This is a genomic window from Streptomyces sp. Tu6071 (genome assembly GCF_000213055.1).
Classification (GTDB): domain Bacteria; phylum Actinomycetota; class Actinomycetes; order Streptomycetales; family Streptomycetaceae; genus Streptomyces; species Streptomyces evansiae.
Genome location: NZ_CM001165.1, coordinates 5,253,659 through 5,269,539, shown reverse-complemented (window position 1 = coordinate 5,269,539; position 15,881 = coordinate 5,253,659). Strand labels below are relative to the sequence as shown.

The following is a 15,881-nucleotide window of genomic DNA, read 5'->3' as shown; positions in this document are numbered from 1 at the left end:
CCGAAGCGGAGCCGCCCCCGCCCCCCTCCTCCCTTCCCCCGGAGTCCGCCCATGCCCCGGCTCAGCAAGCTCGGCTTCCTCACGATCGGCCTCTTCGACCCCGCCTCGCCGCGCGCGGGCCACGAGTCCACGCTCGGCCTCATCGCACACGGCGAATCGCTCGGACTCGACTCCGCCTGGGTCCGCCACCGCCACCTCCAGTACGGCATCTCCTCCCCCGTCGCCGTCCTCGCCGCCGCGACCCAGCGGACCTCGCGCATCCAGCTCGGCACCGCCGTCACGCCGCTCGGCTGGGAGAACCCGCTCCGGCTCGCGGAGGACTGGGCGACGGTCGACGTGCTCTCGGGCGGCCGGCTGAACCCCGGCTTCAGCGTCGGCCCGCCCGCGCGGTACGAGGAGGTCAAGGACGCCCTGTACCCGGACACGGCCGAGGCCGAGGACTTCTCCTACGCGCGCGTCTCGCGCCTCCTCGCGTGCGTACGCGGCGAGGCGGTCACGACGGGCGGCGCCACGACCGGCTTCGAGGCCCGCTCCGACCTCGTGCAGCCGCAGTCGCCCGGCCTCGGCCGACGGCTGTGGTACGGGGCGGGGAGCCTGCGCTCGGCGCGGTGGGCGGGCGAGCAGGGGCTCAACCTGCTGACGAGCAGCGTCGTGAAGTGGGACCCGGAGGTCGCCCCGGACACGGGCGTCCCCCCGTTCGCCGCGATCCAGCGCGCCCAGATCCGCGCCTTCCGCGCGGCCCACCCGGACGGCGCGCGGGCCCGCGTCTCGCAGGGCCTCGTCGTCGTCCCGACCGACTCGGCGACGCCCGCGCAACGGGAACGCTACGCGGCGTACGCGCGCGAGCGCCTGCCCCGGACGACGGCGCCGCAGGGCCCCGCCGGACTCCTCTTCGCACCCGACCTCGTGGGCCCCTCGGCCGAACTCGCCGAGCGGCTGCACGCCGACGCCGCCTTCCAGGAGGTGGACGAGGTCGCCTTCGCGCTGCCCTTCGACTTCGCCTACGAGGACTACATCCAGATTCTCGGCGACTTCGCGCACCACCTGGGCCCGGCGCTGGACTGGAAGCCGGGCGCCTGAGGGGAGGTGTGCCGCTCCTGAGACGGCTGAGCGGGGAGGCGCGCCGCGTCCGGGGGGCGCCGCGTCCGGGGGGCGCCGCGTCCGGGGGGGGCGCCGCGTCCGGGGGGGGGGGCGCCGCGTCCGGGGGGGCGCCGCGTACTGCGGAGGCGGGAGGCGGGCTCAGGCGGTGGCGGCGGGCGACACCTCTCCGAAGGGCTGCGCGCCCCCCGGGCCGCTGCCCCGGCTCCCGGAACCCGGGCCCTGCCCCCGGGAGCCGAGGCCCTGGCCCGCCACCGTCCCCCAGCCCTCCGCCGCCTCCCCGGCCTGCTGCCCGCCGAGCGCCTCGATCCGCGCGAGGGCGTCGTCCGCGCCGAAGGGGCGCAGGTAGGGCAGCCAGCTCGGGTCCCTGTGCCCCGTCCCGATGATGCGCCAGGCGAGCCCGGTCGGCGGGGCGGGGGCGTGGCGCAGGCGCCAGCCGAGGTCGGCGAGGTAGCGGTCGGCCTTGGTGTGGTTGCAGCGGCGGCAGGACGCGACGACGTTGTCCCAGGCGTGCCGGCCGCCTCTGCTGCGGGGCACGACGTGGTCGACGCTCGTGGCGACGGACCCGCAGTAGGCGCACTTGCCGCCGTCGCGGGCGAAGAGGGCGCGCCGGGTGAGCGGCACGGGGCCCCGGTAGGGCACCCGGACGTAGCGCTTGAGCCGGACCACGCTGGGTGCGGGGACCGTGCGGCTCGCGCTGTGGAGGAAGGCGCCGGTCTCCTCCAGGCACTGGGCCTTGTTCTCCAGCACGAGGACGAGCGCGCGGCGGAGCGGTACGACGCCGAGGGGCTCGTACGACGCGTTGAGGACGAGGACGTGCGGCACGTGTGCCTCCTTGTACGCCGGCGGCGCGTGGCTCGCGCCGGGACGATCCGCTCCAGTCTCACCCCGGGCCGGGTGGCGGCGCCACCATGGACGGGTAACGGGCCCGACGTGTTTTCGCCCACAGCGGGCCCCGCCGCGGGGCCGCTGCCTGGGGCGGAGCGGCCCCGCGGCGCACGAGCGACGGAGCGTCGGCGCTGCCCCGTTAGTGTGGTGAATCGTCCCCGAACATGGAGGTCCCCGTGGTGTCGCCCGTCCTCTTGGCCACCGGTGCGAGCCCTGATCCGGTCACTTTCCAGGACGCCCAGGAGAGCGCCACGGACGCGGCCGGCTGGGTGCGCGAGAACTGGTCCGACTGGCTCGGCGTGGGACTGCGCATCGTCATGATCGTGGTCATCGCGCTCGTCCTGCGCCAAGTCGTACGCCGTACGATCACCCGTTTCATAGCCCGGATGAACCGCCCCGGCGAGAACGCGGCGACCAGCGCGCTCGGCGGTCTGCTCGTCAACGCGGAGCGCCGCCGCCAGCGCTCGGAGGCCATAGGGTCCGTCCTCCGCTCCGTCGCCTCGTTCCTCATCCTCGGCACGGCGGCCCTCATGGTCCTGTCCACCTTCAAGATCAACCTGGCGCCGTTGCTCGCCTCGGCGGGTGTCGCGGGCGTCGCGATCGGCTTCGGGGCGCGGAACCTCGTGACGGACTTCCTCTCGGGCGTCTTCATGATCCTGGAGGACCAGTACGGGGTCGGCGACACGATCGACGCGGGCGTGGCCAGCGGCGAGGTGATCGAGGTCGGGCTGCGCGTGACGAAGCTGCGCGGGGACAACGGCGAGATCTGGTACATCCGCAACGGCGAGGTCAAGCGGATCGGCAACCTGAGCCAGGGCTGGGCGACGGCGGGCGTGGACGTGACCGTCAAGACGGAGGAGGACCTGGACAGGGTCAAGGCGACGCTGGCGTCCGTGGCCGAGGCGATGAGCAAGGAGGAGCCCTGGAGCGAGCGGCTGTGGGGCCCGGTGGAGACGCTGGGCCTGGAGTCCGTGCTTCTGGACTCGATGGTGGTCCGCGTGGCCGCCCGTACGATGCCGGGCCAGGCGGTCGCGGTGGAGCGCGAACTGCGCTGGCGCATCAAGCACGCCTTCGACAAGGAGGGCATCAGCATCGTCGGCGGCATGCCCGTCTCGTCCCCGGCGGCGGACGGCTCGGACGCGGCGGCGGGCGTGGCGGCCCCCTCGGCGTACGCCTCGACGACGTCCCCGCAGTCGCTCAACGCGAGCCCGCTGCCGCCGCAGACACCGTTGCAGAAGTGAGGGGGCGCGGGGCCCTCAGGACTGTGCGAGTCCGGTCGCCCCGGCCGCCCAACTCCCGTGTATCACACATGAATTGCCGCACCTCACTTGGCTTGTCATGCACCTGTACGCCCCTCCTCCCCCGAGGTACGTTCTCCGACCGACGCGGCGGTCCGCCGCGCTTTGGGAGCGCTCCCGTAGTACCGCTCCTTCCCCTGGGGACGACAGGAGGAACATGGTGAAACGCCTCATGGCCGTGCTCGCGGCCTGCGCGATGGCGCTCGGGCTCACCGCCCTGACCGGCTCGCCGGCGTCGGCCGCCGCCGGCTGCAAGGTTGAGTACAGCGTCAGCAATCAGTGGCAGGACGGCTACCAGGCCACGGTCAGGGTGACCAACCTCGGCGACCCGGTGACCGGCTGGAAGCTCAGCTTCTCGCTCCCCGGCACGGGCCAGAAGGTGGTGCAGGGCTGGAACGGTACGTGGTCGCAGTCCGGCGCGACGGCCGGCGTCACGAACACCGACTGGAACCGCACGCTCGCGACCGGCGCCTCCGCCGACCTCGGCTACGTCGGCGCCTTCAGCGGCGCGAACCCCGCTCCCACCTCGTTCGCCCTCAACGGCGTGGCCTGCACCGGCTCGACGGGCGGAGGAGGGGAACAGCCAGGCGGCACCGGAACGCCCGTCGCCACGAACGGACAGCTCCATGTCTGCGGCACGCACCTGTGCAACCAGTACGACCGTCCCATCCAGCTGCGCGGCATGAGCACGCACGGCATCCAGTGGTTCAGCAAGTGCTACAACCCCGCCTCGCTCGACGCGCTCGCGAAGGACTGGAAGGCGGATCTGCTCCGCATCGCGATGTACGTGCAGGAGGACGGCTACGAGACCGACCCGGCCGCCTTCACGGCCCGCGTCAACTCGCTCGTGGACGAGGCCGAGGCGCGCGGGATGTACGCCCTGATCGACTTCCACACGCTCACGCCGGGCGACCCCAACTACAACCTGGAGCGGGCGAAGACGTTCTTCGCCTCGGTGGCGGCACGCAACGCGAACAAGAAGAACGTGATCTACGAGATCGCCAACGAGCCGAACGGCGTGAGCTGGCAGGCCATCAAGAACTACGCGGAGCAGGTCATCCCGGTGATCCGCGCCGCCGACCCGGACGCGGTCGTCATCGTCGGCACGCGCGGCTGGTCCTCGCTCGGGGTCTCGGACGGCTCGGACGAGAACGAGATCGTCAACAACCCGGTCAACGCGAGCAACATCATGTACGCCTTCCACTTCTACGCCGCGAGCCACAAGGACAACTACCGCACGACGGTGAACCGGGCGGCGTCCCGGCTGCCGCTCTTCGTCACGGAGTTCGGCACGGTGAGCGCGACGGGCGGCGGCGATCTGGACCGTTCGAGCACGACGGCCTGGCTCGACCTGCTCGACCAGCAGCAGATCAGCTACGCGAACTGGACCTTCTCCGACGCCCCCGAATCAAGCGCGGCTCTGAAACCGGGCACGTGCGACGGCACGGACTACGCGAGCGCGGGAACCCTGACGGAATCGGGAACCTTGCTGAAGGCCCGCATCAGCACCCCGGACAACTTCCCGACGAGCTGAGTCGGCGAAGGGGGCCGCCCCGGACCGGGGACACCGGTTCGGGGCGGGGCCCGTACCACCTCGGACAGCTCCCGGGCCGCACACGCGGAACGGGAGGTGTACGGCGTCGGCCCGGCCCATGCGTTACGCGGCGGACCCTGGCCCCTGCGCCGCGCGCGCCCGCAGGGTCCCGTACCACCGCGCCACCGACCGCTTGTACCCTTCCGGCATCCGCAGCCCCACCACCTCCCCCTCCGCGAAGAGCCCCAACTCCCGGTGCTCGATGCTCAGTACGGGAGCCTGGTCGGGCGTCAGCAGGTGGCAGCCGTACGTCAGGATCAGGACCCGTTGGCCCGGCAGTGGCTCGTAGAGCCAGGAGTCCAGGAGGGCGACCGGCCGCACGCCCCAGCCCGCCTCCTCCCCCAGTTCCCGCACCACCGCCGCTTCGGGGCCCGCGTCGGCCGGGTCGAGGTGGCCGCCGGGGAGTTCCCACTCGTCGCGTTCGTTGCGCAGGAGGAGGACGCGGTCCCTCGCGTCCAGCGTCACGGCCTTTACCGAGACCGGCCAGCGCGCCATTCACACCCCCATGGGCGATTTGCCCGCATTCGCGGACTATTACGCCAATTCCCCACCCTCGCCCCCCTCCTCCCCTCCCTCACGCCTCCCGAAACCCGGCTATTGACTCCCGTCCCCCCGTCCTTTAAGTTCCTGCCACCGATAGGAAACCTTCCTAACAATGCTGTGGGGAAGGTCAGGAACCCCGAAGGGCGGGTCGCAGGCGATGGCTTCCAGCACCACCCCCGGCACCCCGGCCGCGACGCCCGGCACCCCCGCCGTCCTGCGCGCGATGAACGACCGCGCCGCTCTCGACCTGCTCGTCCTGCACGGGCCGCTCACCCGGACCCGGATAGGAGAGCTGACCGGGCTCTCGAAGCCGACGACCTCGCAGTTGCTCGCGCGGCTCGAAACCGCCGGGCTCGTGCGCAGCAGCGGGAGCGAGAGCGGCAGGCCGGGCCCCAAGGCACTGCTGTACGAGGTCGACCCGAGCGCGGCGCACGTCGCCGCGCTGAGCGTCGGGCACACCGGGATCAGCGCCGTCGTGGCCGATGTCACGGGCCGGGTCGTCGGGCGCGGGCGCGTCGAGGCCGACGCGGTCGCCGAGGACGTACGCAACCGGACCGCGCAGCTCGTGCACGAAGCCGTCGAGGCCGCGCTCGCCGAGGCCGGCCTGCGCGCCGACCGCCTCCACCACACCGTGATCGGCACGCCGGGGGCGCTCGACCCGGTCAGCGGCGAGCTGCGCTACGCGCCGCACCTGCCCGGCTGGCACTCCCGCACGCTCCTCGCCGAGCTGACCGAGGAGATCGGCACGCCCGTACGGATCGAGAACGACGTCAATCTCGCGGCGCTCGCCGAGCAGTACCAGGGCGCGGCGCAGGACCACGACGACTTCGTGCTCGCCTGGGTGGACCGCGGCGTCGGCGCCGCGATCGTGCTCGGCGGCACGCTCCTGCGCGGCGCGACGGGCGGCGCGGGCGAGATCGGCTACATGCCGCTGCCCGGTGCCCCGCTCGCGCGCGGCGGCGAGGGCGCGACCGCCGGGGACGACGGGGGCGGCGGCCTCCAGAGCCTCGTATCCGTTCCGGCGGTACGGGCCCTCGCGGGCGACGCGCCGCTCGCCGAGGCGCTCACCGTGCCCGCCGTGCTCGACGAGATCGCGCGGCGGCTCGCCACCGGGATAGCGGCGGTCGTCGCCGTGGTCGATCCCGAACTCGTCGTGCTCTCCGGGCAGGTCGCGGAGGCGGGCGGCGAGGAGCTGCGCACGCGCGTCGAGGCGGAGCTGACCGGGCTCGCGCTGCCCAGGCCGCTGCTGCGCATCAGTGAGCTGGAGGGCGACCCGATCCTCGTCGGGGCCCTGCACATCGCGCTCGAACAGGCCCGCGACGCCGTCTTCGACACCAGTTGACAACTGTTCACCGAGCGGGATGAGAGCGCCGATCTTGCGGTGGACACTTGTTCACCGAAAGCGCCTCCCCCGCCCGCTCACCGACCGCCGGGGCCCGCCCGAGGAGACTCCCCCGTCCAGCCCGGACGGGCCCCGGCCACCAGTCCGCACCCGCACGACCCGTACCCGCACAGCCCGCACGACCGGCAGCACCCCGCAGCACCCGCGAGACCCGCCCCACCCCCACTCCCACCGGGCCGGTCGGACGGACCCCCCGCCTCTCCCCCGTATCCCCGTCCCACGAAGGAAGCCAGCCATGCCGCGTTGGCGCATACCCGTCCCCCGGCCGAAGGCCGCACGGACGGCCTCCGCAGGCCCCCTCGCCCGTACGACCGCCGCGAGGACCCGGCGCCGTGCCGTGATCCCGCTCGCCGGGCTCGCGAGCGCCGCGCTCGTCCTGACCGGCTGCGCGAACCCGAGCACGGGCAGCGCGGACGACGACCCGACCAAGCCCGTCACGATCAAGTTCTGGCACGGCTGGTCGGCGCCCGGCGAGGTCAAGGCGATCAACGACTCGATCGCCCGTTTCGAGAAGCTGCACCCGAACATCCACGTGCAGGCGACCGGCAACGTCAGCGACGAGACGATCAACCAGGCGCTGCGCGCCGGTGGTTCGAAGGCCCCCGACGTCGTGACCTCGTTCACGACCAACAACGTGGGGCAGTACTGCTCCTCGGGCATGTGGGCCGATCTCGATCCGTTCATGAAGAAGAACGGCATCGACAAGAACAAGGTCTTCCCGAAGACGCTGCTCGACTACACGCAGTACGAGGGCACGCAGTGCGCCCTGCCGCTGCTCGCCGACGCGTACGGGATGTACTACAACAAGGACCTCTTCAAGGCCGCCGGGATCTCCCGGCCCCCGCACACGATCTCGGAGATGAAGGCGGACGCCGCCAAGCTCACCGAGAAGAACTCCAACGGGACGCTCAAGCGTGCCGGTTTCATGCCCAACTTCCGTCTGTACCAGAACAGCCCCGACCGGATGTTCGCGCAGTGGGGCCCGGAGTACTTCACCAAGAAGGGCAAGGCCCAGCTCGCCGAGGAGCCGAAGACCTACGCCTTCTTCAAGGCGATGGACGACATCTCCAAGGCGCAGGGCGGCTACGGGAAGCTGGAGCGCCTGCGCGGTTCCTTCGGCGACGAGATGTCCGCGCAGAACGGTTTCCTCACGCAGAAGCTCGCGATGCACCTCGACGGCGAGTGGCGCGGTCTCATGCTCGACGACGCGAAGGCGAAGTTCGACTGGGGTGTCGCCCCGCTCCCCGTACCGGACGACCAGGCCGAGACCTACGGGCGCGGCTACCTGACCGGGACCGTCGCGGGCGTGGCGCACAGCAGCAAGCACCAGAACGCGGCCTTCGAGCTGGTCAGGTACCTGACCACGGACACCGAGCAGGTCGTGGACTTCGCCAACGCGATCCACAACGTGCCCTCGACCTTCGCGGCGCTCAAGTCGCCGAAGCTCGACGCGGACCCGTCCTTCCAGCAGTTCATCAAGATCGCCCAGAACCCCGACAGCCAGGCGATCCCGCCCTCCAACAACGGCGGGCAGTACATCACCTCCCTCCAGGATTTCTCGTACTCGGTCGAGGAGGGCAAGGTCCACAACCTCAAGAAGGGGCTTGAGGACCTGGACCACCAGATCGACGCCGACAACCTCCAGTCCGAGAACTGAGGCAGCGAACCATGGCACTCTCCTTCCCGGCCGGACGCGCCGGCACCAAGGACGGCACGAGCGGCGGCGCGGGCGACGGCTCCGAGGGCGGCACGCTCCGGAAGAACGGCACGCCCCGCGACAGCGCGCCCCTGCGCCGCAAGAAGAACCGCGCGCGACTGCGCACGGTCGGATTCCTCTCCCCGTGGCTCATCGGCTTCTCGGTCTTCTTCGCTTATCCGCTGATAGCGACCGTCTACTTCTCGTTCATGCACTACAACCAGATCAAGTCCCCGACCTTCGTGGGGCTGAAGAACTGGAAGTACGTGTTCACGCAGATGCCGCTCTTCGGCCCCTCGCTGTGGAACACGCTGTGGCTCGTCGTGGTCATGGTGGCGCTGCGGGTGGTCTTCGGACTCGGCATCGGGCTGCTCGTCACGAAGATCAAGTCCGGGGTCGGCATCTTCCGGACCATCTTCTACCTGCCGTACCTCGCCCCGCCCGTCGCGGCCACGGTCGCCTTCGTCTTCCTGCTCAACCCGTCCACGGGTCCGGTCAACGAGCTGCTCGGCCACCTCGGCATCGACGCGCCGACGTGGTTCAACGACCCGCACTGGTCGAAGCCCTCGCTCGTGATGCTCTCGCTGTGGGGCATCGGCGACCTGATGGTCATCTTCATGGCGGCGCTGCTCGACGTGCCGAAGGAGCAGTACGAGGCGGCCGAGCTGGACGGCGCGAACGCGATCAGCAAGTTCCGCTACGTGACGTGGCCCTCGATCACGCCGATCGTGATGTTCGCCGTGGTCACGGGCGTCGTGCAGACGATGCAGTACTACACGCAGGCGCTCGTCGCGGGGAAGCTCGCCTCCGGCGTCAACATCGGCCCCGGTTCGGTCATCCAGCCCGGCTACCCGGACCACTCGACCATCACGGTCCCCCAGCTCGTCTACTCGATGGGCTTCCAGAACTTCAACACCGGCGCCGCGTGCGTGCTCTCGCTCGTGCTCTTCGCCATCGCCATGGCCGTCACCCTGCTGCTCATGCGCAAGAGCACCGGCCTGCTGACGGAGGACTGACCCATGACCTCGACCACTTTGAACCCGCCGCTCCAGGCGACCGCCGGGGACACGGGGACGGCTCGCGCGCCGCGTGCGGGCAAGCGCAAGAAGGCGCTCAACTTCATCGCCGTGCACACCGTCGCGATCGCCGTGGCGCTCCTGTTCATCCTGCCGTTCGTCTTCGTCTTCCTGACCTCGGTGATGAGCGACAGCCAGGCGATGAGCGGCGACCTGTGGCCCAGCTCCTGGCACTGGGACAACTACTCGAAGGTCTTCCACACCGACGGGTTCCTGACCTGGTGGAAGAACTCGATCATCTACGCGGTGGCCGGCACCTTCTTCACGGTGTGCTCCTCCGTGCCCGTCGCCTACGCCCTCGCGAAGTTCCGCTTCCGGGGCCGCAAGACGGCGATGATCATGGTGATCTCGACGATGATGCTGCCCCCGCAGGTCATCGTGATCCCGATGTACCTCGTGTGGGCGCAGCAGTTCCACCTCTCCGGCTCTCTGTGGCCGCTCATCATCCCGATGGCCTTCGGCGACGCGTACTCGATCTTCCTGCTCCGCCAGTTCCTGCTGACGATCCCGAAGGAGTACATGGAGTCGGCGCGGGTGGACGGCTGCGGCGAGTTCAAGACCCTCGTCAAGGTCATCGTCCCGATGGCCAAGCCCGGGATCGCCGCCGTGGCCCTCTTCCAGTTCTTCTACTGCTGGAACGACTACTTCGGCCCGCAGATCTACGCGGCGCAGAACCCCGGCGCCTGGACGCTCAGCTACGGACTCGAATCCTTCAAGAGCGCTCACGCCGTGAACTGGAACATGACGATGGCGGCCACGCTGCTGATCATGGCGCCCGTCGTCATCGTCTTCTTCTTCGCACAGAAAGCCTTCGTCGAAGGCGTCACTCTCACCGGGGTCAAGGGCTGACGCCCGCCCCGAGCAAAGGGCTGAGAACCAATGAAGCTCACCGTGGTCGGCGGCGGATCGACCTATACCCCCGAACTCATCGACGGCTTCGCCCGCCTGCGCGACACCCTGCCCATCGAGGAACTGGTCCTGGTCGACCCGGCGGCCGAGCGGCTGGAACTCGTCGGCGGCCTCGCCCGGCGCATCTTCGCCAAGCAGGGCCACCCCGGCAAGATCGTCACCACCTCCGACCTGGACGCGGGTGTCGAGGGCGCGGACGCCGTGCTCCTCCAGCTCCGCGTCGGCGGCCAGGCGGCCCGCGACCAGGACGAGACGTGGCCGCTGGAGTGCGGCTGCGTCGGCCAGGAGACGACGGGCGCGGGCGGCCTCGCCAAGGCGCTGCGCACCGTGCCGCTCGTCCTCGACATCGCCGAGCGCGTGCGCCGCACCAACCCGAACGCGTGGATCATCGACTTCACCAACCCGGTCGGTATCGTCACGCGCGCCCTGCTCACCGCCGGGCACAAGGCGGTCGGCCTGTGCAACGTGGCGATCGGTTTCCAGCGCAAGTTCGCCAAGTTCCTCGACGTGGCGCCCTCCGAGGTCCACCTCGACCACGTCGGCCTCAACCACCTCACGTGGGAGCTGGGCGCCCGGCTCGGCGGCCCCGAGGGCGAGAACGTGCTGCCGAGGCTGCTCATCGAGCACCTCGACGCGATCGCCGAGGACCTGCACATGCCGAGCGACGTCGTCACGCGGCTCGGCGTCGTCCCCTCGTACTACCTGCGGTACTACTACCAGCACGACGCCGTCGTGCGGGAGCAGCGCACCAAGCCGACCCGCGCCTCCGAGGTCGCGGCGATGGAGAAGCAGCTCCTGGAGCTGTACGGGGACCCGAAGCTCGACGTGAAGCCGGAGCTGCTCGCCAAGCGCGGCGGGGCCTTCTACTCCGAGGCCGCCGTCGACCTCGCCGCCGGCCTGCTGGGCCGCTCGGCGGACGGCATGGCGACGGGCGGCTCGCCGTACCAGGTCGTCAACACCTTCAACAAGGGCACGCTCCCGTTCCTCCCCGACGACGCCGTCATCGAGGTGCAGGCGAGCATCGACGCGACCGGGGCGACCCCGCTGCCCGTGCCCACGCTCGACCCGCTGTACGCCGGGCTCATCGCGCACACCACGGCGTACGAGAACCTGGCGCTCGAAGCGGCGCTGCACGGCAGCCGCGACGCCGTCTTCAAGGCGCTCCTCGCGCACCCACTGGTCGGCCAGATCGAGTACGCGGAAAAGCTCACGGACGAGCTGATCGCGCACAACAGGGAGCACCTGGCGTGGGCCTGAGCACACCCGGCGCGGGTCAGTCCGCCGTCCTGGCGATCGACGCGGGCAACAGCAAGACCGACGTCGCCGTGGTCGCCGAGGACGGGACCGTCCTCGGGGCCGCGCGCGGCGGCGGGTTCCAGCCGCCCGTGATCGGGGTGGAACCGGCGATCGACATCCTCCACGAGATCGTGGAGCGCGCCTTCGCGGACGCCGGGCTGCCCGTCGTCGGCGGGGCGCGGCACACCTCGGCGTGTCTGGCCAACGCCGATCTGCCGGTCGAGGAGGCCGAACTGGCCGCCGCGATAGAGGCGCGCGGCTGGAGCGCGAGCACGAGCGTCTACAACGACACCTTCGCGGTGCTGCGGGCGGGGCTCCTGGAGGACGCCGCCCCGCGCGGTGTCGCGGTCGTGTGCGGCGCGGGCGTCAACTGCGCCGGGATGCACCCCGACGGCCGGACCGCCCGCTTCCCGGCGATCGGCAAGATATCCGGGGACTGGGGCGGCGGCGGGGGCCTCGCCGAGGAGGCGCTGTGGTTCGCCGCGCGCGCCGAGGACGGGCGCGGCGAACCGACCGCGCTCGCGCGGGAGCTGCCCGCGTACTTCGGGCTCGACTCGATGTACGCGCTCATCGAGGCGTTCCACCGCGGGCGGCTCGCCTACGGGCGGCGCCACGAGCTGAACCCGGTGCTGTTCTCGACGGCCGCCGCGGGTGACGCGATCGCCTCGGCGATCGTGGAGCGCATGGCGGAGGAGGTCGTCGTCATGGCGACCGTCTCGCTCGGCAAGCTCGGGCTGCTCGACGAGGAGGTCCCCGTCCTGCTCGGCGGCGGCATCCTCGCCGCGCGCCACCCGCAGCTCAACGGGCGGATCGGGGAACTGCTCGCCGCACGCGCGCCGCGCGCGGTGGCGCGCGTGGTCAAGGAGCGGCCCGTGCTCGGCGCCGCTCTCCTCGGTCTCGACCACCTCGCGGCGCCGACCGCAGCGCACCGCACGGTGCGCGCGCACTACGCGCAGGGGCCGGGGGCGGCGTCAACTCCGGTCGCCTGCTCCTCGTCCGTCGGGGCCTGAACGGCGCCTCGGTTCCCCCTCCTGACACGGCCGTCCCGCTCGCGCGGGGCGGCCGTTCACTTGTTCGGGTGAACCCGGAACGGCGGGGAACCGGGCACGTCGTTCCGTTCGTATGTGAGAGCGAGTGGCGCGCACGGTTGTACGGAGCGGCGCCACGGTACGGGGTCGTGGCGACCCCGGAGCGCGGGGGCGCGTGCGCCGGTCGTTTTCCACGGGTTCGCCCGTGAACGCCGGGGCGGGCGGGACGCGATCCGGGGGAAGGCCGTGCTCCCCGGGGCCGCCGGGGGACATACTGGCGCCCGGCAACCGACAGGACCGACGGGGGAGGTCGACGTGGCACAACGGCGAAAGGGCGGCGCGGCGCCGCCCGGCCGCGCGGGCGCGGTGAGCGCCGTCGAGGCGGAGGGGTACGCCCCCGTACCGCCCCAGGGCGGCCCGCTCCCGCAGGCACCCGCGGCCCCCGGCGCGCCCGCCGCCCCGGCAGCGCCCCGCAGGACAGCGCTCGCCGAGGGTGTCGACCGGCTGCGCCGGGGTGCCCGGACGGAGCCGGGACGGTTGCGCCTCATCGGCGCGGGACTCGCGCTGCTGCTCCTCGCGTTCGGCGCCGCGAGCGCGTGGCAGACCTCCTCGCGGGCGGCGGCGGCCGACCACGTCCTGACGGGCAGCCAGCCGCTCACGACCGAGGCGGCGACGATCTACCGGAGCCTCGCCGACGCGGACACGACCGCGTCCACCGGCTTCCTCTCCGGGCACGGCCAGGTGCCCGAGGACGTCAGGAAGAGTTACGACGAGGACATCGCGCGCGCCTCGAAGATGCTCGCCGAGGCAGCGGGCCGGCGCGGCCTGAGCTCGTCCTCCTCGGAATCGCTCGCCCGGCTCAACTCGCAACTCCCGGTCTACACCGCGCAGATACAGAACGCGCAGACGTACAACCGGCAGCTCGTCCCGCTCGGCGGCGCCTGGTTGCGGCACGCGAGCGACCTCATGCAGAAGACGATGCTCCCGGAGGCCGAGCGGCTCTGGCAGGCGGAGAACGACCGGCTCGCCCACGACTACGACACCGCGACCCCGTACCCCTGGCTCGCGATCGCCCTCGGCGTGCTCGCCCTCGCCGCGCTCGGCGGGGCCCAGTACCGCGACTACCGGCGCACCAACCGGGTGCTCAACAGGGGCCTCGTGGCCGCGGGCGCGGCGGCGCTCGTGCTGCTCGCCTGGATGGTCACCGGGCACACCGTGGCCCTCCAGCACCTCACCACCTCGCGGGCGAGCGGCGTCGACTCGCTCACCGTCCTCAACGAGGCCCGCATCGCCGCCCTCAAGGCGCGCGCGGGCGAGAACCTGACGCTCGTCAACCGGGGCGCGAAGGTCAGGAAGATCCAGCAGGGCGACGAGCAGGTGGAGATCGACGCCTACGAGTACGCGTACCAGCAGGAAGCCGGGCTCCTCGACGGCGCGCGCGACGCGGGCGGCGAGAAGCCCCGGCAGAACCTGCTCGCCGAGGCCGCGCGGCGCGCGGACAGCCCGGCGGGGCGCTCGTCGGTCGACCGGGCCCGCGAGGCGGCGCGCGGCTGGCGCACCGCGCACACCTCGGCGAGGAAGGCCGACGACAGCGGCGACTACGCCAAGGCGCTCGGGATGGTGCTCGGCGGCGACCCGGAGGTGCCGAAGCCGACCTCACGGCTCTTCCAGAACGTGGACGACGCCCTCGCCGGGGCGATCGCGACCGAGCAGCAGGACTTCCGGCAGGCCGCGCGGACGGGGGTGGACGCCTTCACCGGGATCACGCTCGCCGCGGGCGTCCTCGCCGTGCTCGGGGCGCTCGGCGCCCTGCTCGGTGTCGGCAGGCGTCTTTCGGAGTACCGGTGAGGGCCGGCGGGGCCCGGCGCGGAACGCCGCGCGGCGGGAGGAGGAACGACATGCGGGACGACGAGCGACAGCCGCCTGCGACGGACGGGCACGAGGGCGCGGCGGAGCGGCGGGCCGCGCCCGCGCGGCCACGGGTCCGGCTGCGGGGCTGGGGCGGGATCGCGGCGATGGCCGCCCTGTGCGCCCTCGCGGCGATCGGGGCGCTCTGCCTGCCGGGGGCCCGCGCCGGGGCGCCCTCCTCGGGGCACGACGGGGTCACGGCCGCTCCCGCTCCCGGCGCCAGCGCGGCCGGGTACCGGAGCGCGGACGGCTCCTGCCCGTACGCGTACGACCGGAGCGCCTCGGACAAGGACGACGACGCGATCGTCGAGGAGATCAGGACCCGCCGGGAGCACCCCGGGCTCCCGCGGGGCAAGCTCGTCGTGGGCGTCGACCAGAACAGCTACCGGTGGGGCTTCCGCAACCCGCAGCGCGACGGCAACAACGACATCGAGGGCTTCGACATCGACCTCGCGCACGCCATCGCGAAGGACCTCCTCGGCGACCCCGACGCGCTGGTCCTGCGCGCCATCCCGACCAACCGGCGGGTCCAGGCCGTGGCGGACCACGACGTGGACATGGTCGTGCGCACCATGACGATCACGTGCCGGCGCCTCAAGGACGTCAGCTTCTCCACGCCCTACTTCCGCACCACCCAGCGGATCATCGTCCCGCGCGGCTCCTCCGTCGACGGCTTCAACGCCTCCCTCACGGGCAAGCGGCTGTGCAGCGCCGACAGTTCGACGGCCGAGAACGTCCTCACGGAGGGCTTCAAGGACAAGGTCGAGCTGGTCTCGGTGCCGAACCAGCTCGACTGCCTCGTCCGCCTGCAGCTCGGCGAGGTCGACGCGCTCGTCACCGACGGGGCGCTCGGCGAGGGGCAGTTGGCGCAGGACCCCAGCCTCGACATGCAGGGCGGCCCCGACGAGAACAACCCGGCGGACCGGGACAGCCCCGCCTGGGAGTACTACGGCATCGCGATGAACCAGGACTCGCCGCAGCTCGTCGCCCGCGTCAACAAGATCCTGGAGGACTTCCGCGCGGACCAGTGGCAGGCCACGTACACGAAGTGGTTCGGGGCCGGCGAGAAGGTCGAGCCGCCGAAGGCGGACGTGAAGATCAACCTCGGGACGCCGTGAGGGGGGACGCGCATGGCGAGGGGGGTG

Annotated in this window: 12 protein-coding genes and 1 pseudogene; 11 read left to right on the top strand and 2 right to left on the bottom strand. The window is 71.9% G+C overall.

What is annotated here, in order from left to right:
- Window positions 1-51: 51 nt before the first annotated feature.
- Window positions 52-1,080 carry an LLM class flavin-dependent oxidoreductase gene (locus STTU_RS22105; RefSeq protein WP_007827017.1) on the top strand — a complete coding sequence of 343 codons (1,029 nt, stop codon included), beginning with the start codon at window positions 52-54 and terminating at the stop codon, window positions 1,078-1,080.
- A gap of 315 nt (window positions 1,081-1,395) precedes the next feature.
- Here the strand turns inward: STTU_RS22105 and STTU_RS22100 are convergent.
- Window positions 1,396-1,923, bottom strand: a pseudogene (locus STTU_RS22100) (HNH endonuclease); the annotation flags it as partial.
- A gap of 227 nt (window positions 1,924-2,150) precedes the next feature.
- Between STTU_RS22100 and STTU_RS22095 the strand changes: the two are divergent.
- Both STTU_RS22095 and STTU_RS22090 read left to right on the top strand, forming a co-directional pair.
- Window positions 2,151-3,227 (top strand): mechanosensitive ion channel family protein, encoded by a 1,077-nt coding sequence (locus STTU_RS22095; RefSeq protein WP_007827012.1) that lies wholly within the window; start codon window positions 2,151-2,153, stop codon window positions 3,225-3,227.
- 214 nt (window positions 3,228-3,441) lie between these two features.
- The gene (locus tag STTU_RS22090; protein ID WP_007827010.1) at window positions 3,442-4,818 is read left to right on the top strand and encodes a cellulase family glycosylhydrolase; all 1,377 of its coding nucleotides are present in this window, start codon (window positions 3,442-3,444) and stop codon (window positions 4,816-4,818) included.
- A 123-nt stretch (window positions 4,819-4,941) separates the two neighbouring features.
- Here the strand turns inward: STTU_RS22090 and STTU_RS22085 are convergent, their stop codons facing one another.
- A complete protein-coding gene (locus STTU_RS22085; protein WP_007827008.1) occupies window positions 4,942-5,373 on the bottom strand; it encodes an NUDIX hydrolase in 432 nt (143 codons plus the stop codon).
- Between the two features lie 205 nt (window positions 5,374-5,578).
- On the opposite strand from STTU_RS22085, the gene STTU_RS22080 reads away from it, so the two are divergent.
- From STTU_RS22080 to STTU_RS22045, 8 genes are all read left to right on the top strand, one after another.
- Window positions 5,579-6,763 (top strand): ROK family transcriptional regulator, encoded by a 1,185-nt coding sequence (locus STTU_RS22080; protein ID WP_043255994.1) that lies wholly within the window; start codon window positions 5,579-5,581, stop codon window positions 6,761-6,763.
- A gap of 397 nt (window positions 6,764-7,160) precedes the next feature.
- Window positions 7,161-8,480 (top strand): extracellular solute-binding protein, encoded by a 1,320-nt coding sequence (locus tag STTU_RS22075; protein WP_007827004.1) that lies wholly within the window; start codon window positions 7,161-7,163, stop codon window positions 8,478-8,480.
- 11 nt (window positions 8,481-8,491) lie between these two features.
- Window positions 8,492-9,535, top strand: coding sequence for a carbohydrate ABC transporter permease (locus tag STTU_RS22070; RefSeq protein ID WP_007827003.1), 1,044 nt, complete (start codon window positions 8,492-8,494; stop codon window positions 9,533-9,535).
- A gap of 3 nt (window positions 9,536-9,538) precedes the next feature.
- On the top strand, window positions 9,539-10,444 hold the full coding sequence (locus STTU_RS22065; protein WP_007827002.1) for a carbohydrate ABC transporter permease: 906 nt from the start codon (window positions 9,539-9,541) through the stop codon (window positions 10,442-10,444).
- A 30-nt stretch (window positions 10,445-10,474) separates the two neighbouring features.
- The gene (locus STTU_RS22060) at window positions 10,475-11,761 is read left to right on the top strand and encodes a 6-phospho-beta-glucosidase (protein ID WP_007827001.1); all 1,287 of its coding nucleotides are present in this window, start codon (window positions 10,475-10,477) and stop codon (window positions 11,759-11,761) included.
- On the top strand, window positions 11,752-12,810 hold the full coding sequence (locus STTU_RS22055; protein ID WP_043255991.1) for an N-acetylglucosamine kinase: 1,059 nt from the start codon (window positions 11,752-11,754) through the stop codon (window positions 12,808-12,810). Before STTU_RS22060 ends, STTU_RS22055 begins: the two co-directional genes overlap by 10 nt.
- Before the next feature lie 333 nt (window positions 12,811-13,143).
- Window positions 13,144-14,676, top strand: coding sequence for a hypothetical protein (locus tag STTU_RS22050; protein ID WP_007826999.1), 1,533 nt, complete (start codon window positions 13,144-13,146; stop codon window positions 14,674-14,676).
- Window positions 14,677-14,726: 50 nt separating this feature from the next.
- The gene (locus STTU_RS22045) at window positions 14,727-15,854 is read left to right on the top strand and encodes a transporter substrate-binding domain-containing protein (RefSeq protein ID WP_007826998.1); all 1,128 of its coding nucleotides are present in this window, start codon (window positions 14,727-14,729) and stop codon (window positions 15,852-15,854) included.
- Window positions 15,855-15,881: the final 27 nt, after the last annotated feature.